The 13,493-nt window shown below is 63.3% G+C and carries 9 protein-coding genes and 1 pseudogene; 3 read left to right on the top strand and 7 right to left on the bottom strand.

What is annotated here, in order from left to right:
* Positions 1 to 28: 28 nt before the first annotated feature.
* Positions 29 to 1,330, top strand: coding sequence for an MFS transporter (locus DB708_RS07420; RefSeq protein WP_108921302.1), 1,302 nt, complete (start codon positions 29 to 31; stop codon positions 1,328 to 1,330).
* Here DB708_RS07420 and DB708_RS07415 read toward each other — a convergent pair.
* The 3 genes and pseudogenes from DB708_RS07415 to DB708_RS07405 form a co-directional block, all read right to left on the bottom strand.
* A pseudogene (locus tag DB708_RS07415) lies at positions 1,327 to 4,225 on the bottom strand (MMPL/RND family transporter). The gene DB708_RS07420 and the pseudogene DB708_RS07415 overlap by 4 nt on opposite strands.
* Complete coding sequence (locus DB708_RS07410; RefSeq protein ID WP_108921301.1) at positions 4,222 to 4,659, bottom strand: MmpS family transport accessory protein; 438 nt, start codon at positions 4,657 to 4,659, stop codon at positions 4,222 to 4,224. Before DB708_RS07410 ends, DB708_RS07415 begins: the two are co-directional and overlap by 4 nt.
* 163 nt (positions 4,660 to 4,822) lie before the next feature.
* Positions 4,823 to 5,152 carry a PH domain-containing protein gene (locus DB708_RS07405; protein WP_108921300.1) on the bottom strand — a complete coding sequence of 110 codons (330 nt, stop codon included), beginning with the start codon at positions 5,150 to 5,152 and terminating at the stop codon, positions 4,823 to 4,825.
* Positions 5,153 to 5,309: 157 nt separating this feature from the next.
* On the opposite strand from DB708_RS07405, the gene DB708_RS07400 reads away from it, so the two are divergent.
* Entirely contained in the window at positions 5,310 to 6,551 is a 1,242-nt protein-coding gene (locus tag DB708_RS07400; RefSeq protein ID WP_108921299.1) for a hypothetical protein, read from the top strand.
* On the opposite strand, the gene DB708_RS07395 is transcribed toward DB708_RS07400, so the two are convergent.
* Together DB708_RS07395 and DB708_RS07390 are read right to left on the bottom strand one after the other, a co-directional pair.
* Positions 6,548 to 9,451: an MMPL/RND family transporter gene (locus DB708_RS07395; protein WP_108921298.1), complete on the bottom strand. Its 2,904-nt coding sequence runs from the start codon at positions 9,449 to 9,451 to the stop codon at positions 6,548 to 6,550. The two genes, DB708_RS07400 and DB708_RS07395, sit on opposite strands and share 4 nt — an antisense overlap.
* 85 nt (positions 9,452 to 9,536) lie before the next feature.
* Positions 9,537 to 10,769 carry a D-alanyl-D-alanine carboxypeptidase family protein gene (locus DB708_RS07390; RefSeq protein ID WP_108921297.1) on the bottom strand — a complete coding sequence of 411 codons (1,233 nt, stop codon included), beginning with the start codon at positions 10,767 to 10,769 and terminating at the stop codon, positions 9,537 to 9,539.
* A 229-nt stretch (positions 10,770 to 10,998) separates the two neighbouring features.
* On the opposite strand from DB708_RS07390, the gene DB708_RS07385 reads away from it, so the two are divergent.
* Complete coding sequence (locus DB708_RS07385) at positions 10,999 to 11,235, top strand: hypothetical protein (protein ID WP_201263449.1); 237 nt, start codon at positions 10,999 to 11,001, stop codon at positions 11,233 to 11,235.
* Here the strand turns inward: DB708_RS07385 and DB708_RS07380 are convergent.
* Together DB708_RS07380 and DB708_RS07375 are read right to left on the bottom strand one after the other, a co-directional pair.
* Complete coding sequence (locus DB708_RS07380) at positions 11,210 to 12,541, bottom strand: aspartate aminotransferase family protein (protein WP_108921295.1); 1,332 nt, start codon at positions 12,539 to 12,541, stop codon at positions 11,210 to 11,212. The genes DB708_RS07385 and DB708_RS07380 overlap by 26 nt on opposite strands.
* Before the next feature lie 32 nt (positions 12,542 to 12,573).
* Entirely contained in the window at positions 12,574 to 13,407 is an 834-nt protein-coding gene (locus tag DB708_RS07375; RefSeq protein ID WP_108921294.1) for a mycofactocin-coupled SDR family oxidoreductase, read from the bottom strand.
* Between the last annotated feature and the right edge of the window lie 86 nt (positions 13,408 to 13,493).

The raw sequence follows: 13,493 nt of genomic DNA, 5'->3' as shown, positions 1-13,493 counted from the left end.
CTGTTGACCAGGCCTAGATTCATTTGTTATGTCCGTCACACTCGTGCCCGCCGCCCCGGCACCAACGAGCGTGTTCGGGCGCCTGCTTTCCCAGGGCACCTTCTACACCGCCGGCATGCAGCTCAGCAATGGCGCCGTGGTGCTCCCGTTGATTTGCGCACACCAGGGCCTCACCTGGCTGGCCGCTTTACTCTTTCCGGCCTTCAGCCTCGGCGACATCGTCGGAAATTCGCTGTCGCCGGCGGTGCTACAGCGAGTGGGTCCGCGGCGCCACCAGCTGCTGGCCGCCATAGCCGCGAGCGTGGCCGCACTGACCTTGTGCGACGCAATGATTCCCTGGAACGGCACCCTCGTCGCGGCGGTGTTCCTGCTGACCTGCGCGGCGGTTGGCGTTCTGCTCGGGATTTCCGGCGTCGCCTACCCCGACCTGATCTCCAGCAAGCTATCCGCCGCACGGCGCGGCGAGCTGGTCCTGTTCCAGGGGGCCATTGGATCGGTGCTGGCCACCGTTGTCACGGTGTTCGTGCTGCCCGCGCTGGCCCACGGCAACGAGATGACCTATCGCCGCGATCTGCTGTGGCTGGGTGCGGCCGGACTGGCCGCCTCCGCCGTCGCGGCATTGTCTGTGGGCCCGGTGCAGTCCAACTCGAACACCACCCGGATGTCGACGCGGGATACCTACCGGCAGGGCTTCGCGATTGCCCGCACTCAGCCGTGGTTTCGCCGGTATGTCATCGCGTGCCTGCTGTTCGCTCCGGTCACTCTGGGTACCACCTTCTATGCCTTGCGCACCGCCCACCAGAGCGGCAGCTTGCACGTGTTGGTGATTCTGTCGAGCATCGGACTGGTTATCGGGTCGCCGCTGTGGCGCAAGGTCTACCGGCTGTTCGGAGTGCGCGGGATGATGCTGGGCAGTGCGCTGCTCAGCATCACAGCCGCCACGCTGACCATCGCGGCCGAGTCGTCGGGCCAATGGGTTCACATCTGGGCGTACGGCACGGTTTTCCTACTGGCGACGGTGGCCGGCCAGGCCGTCTTCGCCGCGGCCATTTCGTGGATCAGCGTGGTCGCTGACGAGTCGCACCGCGGGACATTGATCGCGTTCAGCTCGACGCTGGTAGCCATCGAATCCACGGCGTTGGCAGGTGTGCTCGGCAGCCTCGCACAGAACCACTCCACGATCTTGCCGGACGTGGTGGTGCTGGTCCTGGCCATCGGCGCCGGCCTTGCCTCGCTGGGCGCTCCGCCGGCGAAGACACGGCTGGCAGTCGACCGTCCCGTCCGGTCCTTCTCGGTAATGTCACCGGCGGTGAGCCTGCAGGCGGCCTAGCGCCGTGCCGAGTCCGGCGATTTATCGGCGGGCGTCAGCAGCAGAGCGCGCACCAACCGGCGGGGTCCGGAGGATCTGAGCATCCGGCTGGCCGGGCGCGGGCGTACTTGTTGCGGCCACCAGAACCAGCGTCCGAGCAACGCGGCGATCGATGGCGTCATGAACGCGCGCACGATCAGCGTGTCGAACAGCAAGCCCAGGCCGATCGTGGTGCCGATCTGGCCAATTACCCGTAGATCGCTGAAGATGAACAGCGACATGGTGACAGCGAAGACCATGCCGGCAGCGGTCACCACCCCGCCGGTGCCGGCCATCGCACGGATGATTCCGGTATTCAGACCGGCGCCGATTTCCTCTTTGAGCCGCGAGATCAGCAGCAGGTTGTAGTCCGAGCCGACGGCCAACAGCAGGATCACCGACATCGCCAACACCAGCCAGTACAGATCGATGCCCAGAATGTCCTGCCAGAGGAGCACGGACAGGCCAAAGGAGGAGCCCAGTGAGAGCAGCACCGTCCCCACGATGACGGCGGCGGCGATCAGACTTCGGGTGACGATCATCATGATGATCAAGATGAGACTGATCGCGGCGACCCCGGCGATCAGCAGATCGTAGAAGGCGCCCTCTTGGATGTCCCGGTACGTCGAAGCCGTGCCACCCATCGAGATCGCGGCGCCCTGCAACGGGGTTCCCTTGATCGCCTCTTTGGCTGCCAGCTGGATCGGTTCGACCCGGGCGATGCCCTCGGGCGTCGACGGATCGCCGTCCAGGGAAATGATGAAGCGCGCGGCCTTGCCGTCCTGCGACAAGAACATCTTGAGGCCTCGCTTGAATGCCGGGTTTTCGAAAGCCGACTGCGGCAGATAGAACGAATCGTCAACCTGCGCGGCGTCAAAGACCCGGCCCATCGCGCCGGGATCCTTGGTATTCATCTCCTGCTCTTTTATAGAGGGACAAGAGCGTGCCGTGCCAGACGACCATCATGTCGCGCATGATGGTCATCGTCGAAATCATCGGTAGCATCTGCGCGCGCATCTCGGGCAACAGCCGGATGAGGACGTCCATATCCTTGACGAGATCCTCCAATTTCTCGCTCAGCTGATCGACGTTGTCGAACGTTTCGAATATCGCTCGCACCGCCCAGCAGGCGGGGATATCGAAGCAGTGCTTTTCCCAGTAGAAGTAACTGCCAATCGGTCGGAGGAAATCCGATAGGTCCGACAGGTGATCCCTGATGGTGTCGGTGGTGCTCGACATGTCATGCGTGAGGTGATCCATATCAACGGTGTTGTCGACGATTTCGCCCATCAGCGCATACATGTGTTTCATCGTTTCGATGGATACGGTCATCGCTGCCACTTGCACATTCATGTCGTCCAATCGCGCCTTCATGAACTGCATATTTTCGGCGTTCGTGACGCCCTGCATGCTGATGATGAATGGAATCGAAGTGTGCTTGATGGACGTTCCCAGGGGCCGAGTTATCGATTTCACCTGTGCGATGCCGGGGCTGTGAAAGATAGATTTTGCAATCTTGTCCAGGATGAGCATGTCGACTGGAGTACGCATGTCATGGTCGGTCTCGACTAGCAGCACATCCGGGTTCAGCAGAGCTTGCGAAAAGTGTCGCCCCGCGGCCGTATCGCCGACAACGGCCGGCATGCTGGGCGGCACGAATCTGCGCAGATCGTAAGTCGTCCGGTAACTCGGCAGGGCCAGCAGTCCGACGAACGCCACCGCGCAGGTCGCCGCGAGCACCGGGCCGGGCCAGCGAACGATCGCGGTTCCGATCCGCCGCCACCGCCGAGTGGACATCCTGCGCTTGGGGTCGAACATCTTGAAGGAGCTGCCAACCGTCAGGATCGCCGGGGCGAGGGTGATCGCGGCGAACACCGCAACCAACATGCCTACCGCGCAGGGCGGACCCATCGACTTGAAGTAGGGCAGCCGCGCGAAGCTGAGGCAATACATCGCGCCGGCAATGGTCAAGCCGGAGCCCAAAATCACATGGACGGTGCCGTGAAACATGGCGAAGAACGCGGTTTCTCGATCCATGCCCGCGTAGCGGGCCTCGTGATAGCGGCCGAGCATGAATATCGCGTAGTCGGTGCTAGCGGCAATGGCCAGCAGCGTGAGCAGATTGACCGCGAAGGTCGAAAGGCCGAAAACGTTGTAATGAACCAGAAAACTGACGACGCCGCGAATGGCCCCCAATTCGATGCCCACCGTGACGAGGACAAGCAGCGTGGTGACCACAGACCGGTAGATGAAGAGCAACATCGCCGCGATCACCACCCCGGTGATCATGGTGACCCTTGCGATACTTTCGTCACCGGCTTGCGATTGATCGGCGATGAGCGCCATCGAGCCCGTCACATATGCCTTGAGCCCGCGCGGCGCCGGCGTGGTGTCCACGATATGCCGTACGGCGTAAACCGAGTTGTATGCCTGCGTTTCGGTTTTGCCGGCGAGGTAGACCACGACATACGCGGCTTTGTCGTCCGGGCTTTGCGAGCCCCCCGCGGTGAGCGGATCACTCCAGAAGTCCTGAATGTGCGCGACGTGCTGGGGATCGGCCCGAAGCCGCCGCAGCAGCTCGTTATAGAAACGATGGGCTTCATCGCCCAGTGGTTTGTTGTCTTCCAGCACAATCGTGGCCGCATTGTCGGAATCGAACTCCCCGAACACCTGGCCCACGCGCTTTATCGCGTGAATCGATGCGCCACCCGTCGGGCTCATCGACACCGAGTGCGCTTTTCCAACCGCTTCCAGCTGCGGGATGGCGATATTGAGGATGGCCGTCAGTCCTAGCCATACCAGGACGATCGGCACAGCAAGCGAGCGGATCATTCGTGGCAAAAACGGTCGACTGGAACCGGCGGCTGTTTCGCTCATCCGGCGTTCACCTGGCAGAACGTCAAGGCTTTCGGCCCGGTCTCGGATCTCTCGTCCTCAGTCTTTCCGTTCACCTGGATCCGGCAGCCGATCACGCCGCCGCTGCTCTGCGCCAAAAGGTTGACGGTGACCGAAGTCAGCGTCGTGGTCAGCGTTTGCGACCACGGCAGCGGAATATCTTCCAGCCTCTGCACGCGCGCATCGGGATCCAAATAGGCGATCCTTGCCGTCGCGGCTGGGCCGAAGACTTCATAGGTCACGCGTTTCGCGTCGAACAAAGGATCTTCAAGATCGGCCTTGACCCTCACCACGGGATGTCCGTGAACGCCGAACATACTATGCAGCCGATAGATGCCGAGACCTGCGACGACGGCAATGGAGATGACGGCTAACAGCAACCACATTCGTTTCACGACTCGGGCAATCGAAACCATCTTTACCCCCGTGCGTTGTCACCGGGTCGCAAAACAATTTGACCTTTCCTTGCGTTAGCGAGTTAGACGCTACGCCGATGCGATAAAAGCATCGAGTCTTTCGGCTAATCGTTATGTGGCTTCATAGCGAGGCCGGCGCCGGTCGGCCCGACACGCGACCGTCTCAAGTGATTTGCACTCGATCGCGCAGCAACTCGATGACACGGTCAGGATCCTCGGGGGTGATGCACGGGCGCACACGGTGTCCGAGCTCGAGCACCAGCAGGGTTTGCTTAGCCGCCCGGCGGATGTCCAGCGGGAACCAGTAGCGCGGGTCGCCCGCGCCCCAGACCCTGCCTTTGCCGGAATTCCAGGTCATCTCTTCGGTTTTGACGCCCTGGATGTCGCTGTACGCGATTCGTTTCGGGCTGGCCATCGGAAAGTAGTACCGGCGGATGGTGATTCCGTCCTCGTCGAGCCGGAGGCCGGAGTCCTCGTACAGGGGTTCAGTCATCCGCCGACGGTGCCACAGCAAACTTTCGCGGTCAACGGCGTACGCCGTAATCCAACAGGTGCGCCGGCTGTTCCCCCAACCGGGGGACAGGCGATTCGTCCGGGCGTATCCGATCGGAGGATAGTTTTGCCTGCTCAGGATGCATAAAGTCGACGTTATGGCCGTAATACCGGCGGAGGTTTCAGCACAGACGAATCCGTTCCCGCGCTTGCCTTCGCAGGGTGCGTTCTACACCGCCGGTATGCAGTTCAGCAATGGCGCTGTGGTGTTGCCGTTCATCTGCGCACACCTGGGCCTCACCTGGCTGGCCGCGCTGCTGTTTCCGGCGTACGGCCTCGGCTCCATCGTCGGAAATTCGTTGTCGCCGGCCGTGCTGCGGCGAGTGGGCCAGATGCGGCACCTGCTGCTGGCGGCGATGGCGGCGGGTGCCGCCGCGTTGATCTTGTGTGGCTCGGTGATCCCCTGGAGTGGCCTCCTTGCGGCGGCGGTATTTCTGCTGATGAGTGTCGGGGGCGGAATCGTCGTCGCGGTCTCCAACGTCGCCTACCCCGACATGCCCTCCTGCAAGCTGTCCGCGCTGCGGCTGCTGCTGGTCCAGGGGACCATCGCGTCGGTGGTCGCCACCATTGCCGCTCTGTTCGTCGTGCCGGTGCTGGTCACCGGCGACAAGGCGGCGTTGCACCGCGATCTGCTCTGCCTGGGCGCATTCGGACTGGCCGCCTCCGGCTTCGCGGCGCTGTTTGTCGGCCCGGCGCGGTCCACTCCGATCGCACCAAGGATGTCCGTGCGCGACACCTGTCGGCGGGGCTTCGGGGTCGCCCGCACCCAGCTGTGGTTTCGCCGGTACGTGATCACCTGCCTGTTGTTCGCCCCGCTCGCGCTGGGCACCACCTTCTATGCCCTGCGTACCGCGCACCAGAGCGGCACTTTGCGTGTGCTGGTGGCCCTGTCCAGCATCGGACTGGTCATCGGTTCCGCGTTGTGGCGCAAGGTTTACCAACTCTTCGGGGTGTGCGGCATGCTGCTGGGCAGTGCCCTGCTCAGCGCCGCGGCCGGCGTGCTGTGCATTGCGGCCGAGTCGTGCGGTCAGTGGCTTCACATCTGGGCCTACGGCACCGTGTTCTTACTAGCGACGGTGGCCGCCCTGGCCGTCTTCGCCGCGGCGATTGCGTGGATCGGCGTGGTCGCCGCCGAGCCCCACCGCGGGATACTGATCGGGTTTTGCTCGACCCTGCTTGCCATCGAAACCACTGCGCTGGGCGGGGCCCTCGGCGGCATCGCACAAAACCACTCCGCGATCTGGCCGGTCGCGGTCGTCCTGGCCCTGGCCGTCGCCGCCGCCATTGCGGCGCTGGGCGCCCCTGCCTCGGAGGCGCGCCGCGCGGCGGTGCCCGCCTAGGACCGGGTCGTCTGTGCCGGTTTTTCGGTGGGCGTCTGCAACAGGGCGCGCACCAACCGGCGGGGTCCGGAGGATCTGAGCATCCGGCTGGCCGGGCGCGGGCGTACTTGTTGCGGCCACCAGAACCAGCGTCCGAGCAACGCGGCGATCGATGGCGTCATGAACGCGCGCACGATCAGCGTGTCGAACAGCAAGCCCAGGCCGATCGTGGTGCCGATCTGACCGATGATCCGCAAATCGCTGAAGATGAACAGCGACATGGTGACAGCGAAGACCATGCCGGCAGCGGTCACCACCCCGCCGGTGCCGGCCATCGCACGGATGATTCCGGTATTCAGACCGGCGCCGATTTCCTCTTTGAGCCGCGAGATCAGCAGCAGGTTGTAGTCCGAGCCGACGGCCAACAGCAGCATCACCGACATCGCCAACACCAGCCAGTACAAATCGATGCCGAGGAGGTCTTGCCAGACGAGCACGGACAGGCCAAAGGAGGAGCCCAGTGAGAGCAGCACCGTCCCCACGATGACGGCGGCGGCGATCAGACTTCGGGTGACGATCATCATGATGATCAAGATGAGACTGATCGCGGCGACCACGGCGATCAGCAGATCGTAGAAGGCAGCCTCTTGGAGGTCTTTGAACGTCGCGGCGACCCCGCCCATCGAGATCGCGGCGCCCTGCAACGGGGTTCCCTTGATCGCCTCTTTGGCTGCGAGCTGGATCGGCTCGACCCGGGCGATGCCCTCGGGCGTCGCGGGATCTCCTTCCAGCGCAATGATGAAGCGCGCCGCCTTGCCGTCCGGTGACAAGAACATGTTCAGGACCCGCTTGAAGGCCGGGGTGTCGAAGGCCGACTGGGGTAGATAGAACGAATCGTCAACCTGCGCGGCGTCAAAGACCCGGCCCATCGCGCCGGGATCCTTGGTATTCATCTCCTGCTCCTCGTTCAAAGACGCAAGGGTGCTGTGCCAGACGGCCAGCATGTCCCGCATTATCGTCATCGTGGAAATCATTGGCAGGAGCTGCGCCCGCATCTGCGGTAATAGGACGGTCAGCACGCCCATGTCTTTGGCGAGATCCTTTAATTTCTCGCTCAGCTGGTCGACGTTGTCGAACACATCGAATACTGACCTTATCGCCCAGCAGATGGGGATATCGAAGCAATGTTTTTCCCAGTAGAAATAGCTGCCAATCGGTCGAAAGAAATCGTCGAAATCGGCGAAGTGATCTCGCAAATCTCCGGTGATATTCGAGATGTCGTGTGTCAGGTGATCCATATCGATGGTGTTGTCAACAAGCTGGCCCATCAGGTCGTACATGTGGCGCATCGCTTCGATCGATACATCCATCGCGTGTTCTTGGATCACCATGTCGTCCACCCGGGCCTTCGTGAATTCCATGTTTTCGGCATTCATCACGCCCTGCATGCTCATGATGAACGGAATCGACGTATGGTCGATGGACCTTCCCAGGGGTCGGGTTATCGATTTCACCTGAACGATTCCGGGGCTGTGAAAGATAGCCTTTGCGGCCTTGTCCAACACCAGTGTGTCCACCGGGTTGCGCATGTCGTGATCGGATTCGAGCAACAGCACCTCGGGGGTTAGGCTAGATCGCGAAAAGTGCCTGCCCGCGGCCGCGTCCCCCATATTGGACGGCATGCTGGCGGACATGAATTTGCGCAGATCGTAGGTTGTCTTGTAGTTAGGCAAGGCCAGCAGGCCAATGGACGCCACCGCGCACGTTGCGGCGAGTACCGGGCCGGGCCAGCGAACGATTGCGGTCCCCACTCGGCGCCAGCGCCGGGTGGCCATTCGCCGCTTGGGCTCGAACAGGTTGAACGAGCTGGCCACGGTCAGCACCGCCGGCCCGAGCGTGAGCGCGGCGAACACCGCGACCAACATGCCGATGGCGCAGGGAGCGCCGAGCGTCTTGAAATACGGAAGACGGGCAAGGCTCAGGCAATACATGGCGCCGGCGATGGTCAGGCCCGAGCCCAGAATCACATGGGCGGTCCCGTGAAACATTGTGTAGAAGGCAATTTCGCGATCTTCGCCGGCATCGCGCGCCTCGTGATAGCGCCCGAGCATGAATATCACGTAGTCCGTGCTGGCGGCGATGGCCAGCAGGGTAAGCAAGTTCGTCGCGAAGGTCGAAAGACCGAAAACGTTGTGATAGGCGAGAAAGGCGACGACGCCGCGCATCGCCCCCAAGTCGATCCCGACGATGGCCAGGACGAGAACCGTGGTGACGACGGATCGGTAGATGAAGAGCAACATCGCCGCGACCACCAAGCCGGTGATCAGGGTGACCTTGACGACACTGCGGTCGCCGGCCTCGGTTTGGTCGGCGATCAGCGCGTACGGGCCGGTGACATATGCCTTGACTCCGGGCGGCGCCGGCGTGGTATTCACGACGTGCTCGACGGCATGAACCGAGTTGTATGCCTGCGTTTCGTTGTTGCCGACGAGGTACACCACGACGAAAGCGGCCTTGTCGTCCAGGCTTTGTGATCCCCCCGCGGTCACCGGATCACTCCAGAAGTCCTGGATGTGTGCGATGTGCTGGGTGTCCGCCGAAAGCTTGCGCATCAGCTCGTTGTAGAACTGGTGCGCATCGTTATCGAGCGGCTTGTCGGCTTCCAGCACAATCGTCAGCGAGCTGTTGGAAGCAAACTCGTGGAATACCTGACCCACGTGCTTAATCGCCTGAACCGCGGCCGCGTCTTTCGGGCTCAGCGATACCGAGTGGGTTTTGCCGACCACTTCTAGCTGCGGAATAGCGAGATTCACGACGGCGGTCAGGCCCACCCATAACAGGACGATCAGCACCGCAAAGCGGACGATTATCCGCGGCAGAAATGGCGGACTGGAAGCCGGTACGTCGGCCTTTTCGCTCATTCCGCGTTCACCCGATGTCTTGTCGCGTCAGGGGGGTTAGACGCTACCGCCGATGCACTGCGGCATCCGGCAGTTCAGCTAATCGTTATATCGTCCGGCGATTCATCGACCGCGCGACCATGATCAACGTGAAGACGACGATGGCGCCGATGATGCCCACACCCACCCGCACCGGCAACGCGTCGGCCGACGACAAATACCCCGCCGCCTGGGAGCCGGCGCCGGTCCGCTCGGCGGCGCTGTCCTGTTTGGGTGCCAACGAGGGGTCGGGCCCGACCAGCGTGCCGACCTGGGTGCCCTGCGCGGTGGCGAAGCCGTAGTCCAGCAGGTGCGCCGCCTGTTCCCAGGGTGCGATGGGTTGCCGGGTGCCGTGCATCAATACGGCCATCAGCCGACGACCGTCGTGGTTTGCCGCGCCCACAAAAGTCTGGCCGGCGTCGTCGGTGTATCCGGTCTTACCCCCCAGGGCGCCCGGGTACTTGTAGAGCAGCTGGTTGTCGTTCTCCAGCTCGTAGCCCGGGTGGTCGGCGTGGCCGGGGAAGTCGAACGTGCGGGTCGCGACGATGTCGGCGAAAGTCGGGTTCTGCCAGGCGTATCGGTAGAAGAGGCCGATGTCGTAGGCCGAGGTGCTCATGCCTGGCCCGTCCAGCCCGGACGGCGTCGCCGCCCGGGTGTCTTGGCCGCCGAGCTTGGCGGCCAGCACGTTGATCTTCTCCAGTGCCTGCTGCATCCCACCCAGCTGCATGGCCAGCGCGTGCGCCGCATCGTTACCTGAGTGCATCAGCAACCCATGCAGCAGCTGATTGACGGTGTAGACGCCGCCGTCGTCCACGCCCACCTTGGTACCCTCGGCGGCCGCATCGTCGGCCGTACCGACCACCGATTTGTTGAGCGGCAACGCGTTCAGGGCTGCCATCGCGACGAGCACCTTGATGACGCTGGCCGGGCGATGCCGGCCGTGCGGATCCTTGGCCGCGATCACCGCACCACTATCCAGATCCGCGACGATCCAGGCATCCGCGGAGACGTCAGTCGGTAGCGCCGGTGTATCGGGCGCGGCGACGATGCCACAGCTGGACAGTGCCTCGCCGCCCACCGGCTTGGCGGGCACCGCCAGCGGGATCGGCGGGTCACCTGCTTGGGGTACCTCCGACGAGTCCACCGCGGGCGGGGTGTTCACCTTGAACGGGCAATTGGGCACCCCGGCGTTGGGCCCGGGGCTCGGTTCCGCGAGCGCGGCCGGTATACCCGGCGCGGCCGGAGCGGCAATCACAAAAATGGCCGCTGCCAGGCATGATGCAGAACGTAAGAAGCTCATCGTGTGTGCAGACTAGGCGATTGGCCCCGCAATTCGCGGGAGCCGCGCTGTGACTGTTGAGGCGGATGTGACGAGTTCATCCGCGGGGCGGCGGCCGTACCGACGCACTACGCTGGCAGGAGCCAACAGCCGTCAACGTCGAAAAGGGTGTGCCATTCCAAACGAGCGATTGTGGTCGAAGTGGCGGCGCCGCGACGGCACAAATGGGTCTGGCACCTCGCCGCGATCGTTGGAACAGCTGCTCAAGCAGGTGGAGAAATCGACCCAGGTGCGGCGCACCGGACTCGAACAGGTGTTGGCCGAGCTGGAGATGCATCGCGACACCACACCCGATCCCGATGCGCGGTCCGCGCTCGCCTGGTTGTGCAACTCGCTATCGCGATTCGTGAGTAACCCGAGCGCGGCGCATGCCCGCCAGCTGATGATGGCCACCGGCACCGCTAAATCCGCGTGTACGCCTCGCTGAGCACCCCGCGCAGGATCGACTCGATCGTGTCGAACTCGGCCTGACCGCTGATCAGCGGCGGGGCCAGTTGGACGACGGAATCGCCGCGGTCGTCGGTGCGGCAGTACAACCCGGCTTCGAACAGCGCCGAGGACACGTGACCGAGTAGCGATCGGCGTTCGGTGTCGGTGAACGTTTGTTTGGTCGCCTTGTCCTTGACCAGCTCTACGCCGTAGAAGAACCCTTCGCCGCGGATGTCGCCGACGATCGGCAAGTCGTACAGCTTCTCCACGGTGGCGCGGAAGACGGGCGCATTGGTCTTGACGTGATCGTTGAGGCCCTCACGCTCGAAGATGTCGAGATTGGCCAGCCCGACGGCAGCCGAAACCGGATGGCCGCCAAAGGTATACCCGTGCGGGAACATAGTCGCGCCGTCGTTGAACGGCTCGAACAACTTCTCGCTGGCGATCATCGCGCCGATCGGTGAGTAGCCCGACGTCATGCCTTTGGCGCAGGTGATCATGTCGGGTAGGTAGCCGATGTCGTCGCAGGCGAACATCGAACCGATCCGGCCGAACGCACAGATCACCTCGTCGGAGACCAACAGCACGTCGTAGGAGTCGCAGATCTCCCGGACTCGCTCGAAATAGCCTGGGGGAGAGGGGATGCTGCCGCCGGCGTTCTGCACCGGCTCCAGGAATACCGCGGCCACGGTATCGGGCCCCTCGAACTCGATCGCCTCGGCGATCCGGTCGGCGGCCCACTGCCCGAAGGCTTTTGCGTCATTCTGAAACGGTCTGGGTGCCCGGTAGAAGTTCGTGTTCGGCACCCGGAACCCGCCCGGTGTGACCGGCTCGAACGGCGCCTTGAAACGGGGCAGCCCGGTGATCGCGAGCGCGCCCTGCGTGGTGCCGTGATAGGCGATCGCACGCGAAATCACTTTGTATTTACCGGGTTTGCCGGTCAGCTTGAAGTATTGCTTGGCCACTTTCCACGCGGTCTCGACGGCCTCGGTGCCGCCGGTGGTGAAAAAGACCCGGTTCAGGTCGCCCGGGGCGTACTGCGCGAGGCGTTCGGCGAGCTCGATGGCGGTCGGGGTGGCATATCCCCACAGCGGGAAGAACGCCAGTGTGCTCGCCTGGCGCGCCGCGACTTCGGCAAGCTCGGTGCGACCGTGGCCGACCTGCACGGTGAACAGCCCGGACAGCCCGTCCAGGTAGCTCTTGCCGCGGTCGTCGAAGATCATCACACCCTCGCCGCGAGTGATGATCGGCGGCCTGATACCCGTGCCGTGCCGGGCGAAGTGCAGCCAAAGATTGTCAGTCATCCTGTCCGTGAGCGTAACGCCACGGAGGGGGATCACTTGAGCAATATTCCGGCATCCACAGACAGCGTCGTGCCGGTGATGTAGCGACCGGACTTGGCGCACAGGTAGATCATCGCCTCGGTGACGTCGCGCGCATCGATCACCGAGACGGGCAGCAGATTCGTCATGGCCGCCCCGAACGAGGGATGCTTCTCCATGAAGTCATCCATTACGTCGTTTTGAATCATCGGCGTGGCTACCCCGGTCGGATGCACGGAGTTCACTCGAATCTCCTTCTCCGCCAACGTAGTCGCGTAGTAGCGCATCAACCCGATGACCCCGTGCTTGGCCGCGGTGTAGCCGGCCAGACCCGGGTTGCGCATCTCGAAATCGCGGACCGGGGACTTGAAACCTGCCGCCGAACTGGTGATGACAATCGCCCCGCCGTCGCCGTGCTCGAGGAGATGAGGCAGGGCCGCTTCGACCGTGGCGTAGACGCCGTGGAGCATGACGTCGATCGCGTCGACATACGCCTTCACCGGCGGCTCGGCGAGGCCGATGCCCGGCGCCACGCCGGCGTTCGCCAGCACAAAGTCGACGCGGCCGAGCTCGCCCACCGCGTTGGCCAGGACCGACTCCAGACGAGTGAAGTCACGGACATCGGCGTGCCGGGCGACGATACGACGCCCGGTCTTCTCCACCAGGTTCACGGTTTCGTCCAGATCCTCTGGACAGGCCATCGGGTAGGCGACGGAGTCGATCTGCTGACAGATGTCCACGGCAATGATGTCCGCGCCCTCTTCGGCGAACCGCACGGCGTGCGCGCGGCCCTGCCCGCGTGCGGCGCCGGTGATGAACGCCACTTTGCCCTGCAACCGCCCAGCCATGTGTCCCCTCAACGTTCGACTGTTTGCTGTCTCCCCCTACTGTCGGGTCAGGCAGCACGTAGTTGCGAGCCATCGTGCGCACAGAA

Source organism: Mycobacterium montefiorense (genome assembly GCF_003112775.1).
GTDB lineage: Bacteria > Actinomycetota > Actinomycetes > Mycobacteriales > Mycobacteriaceae > Mycobacterium > Mycobacterium montefiorense.
This window is presented reverse-complemented; position numbering and strand designations above follow the sequence as displayed.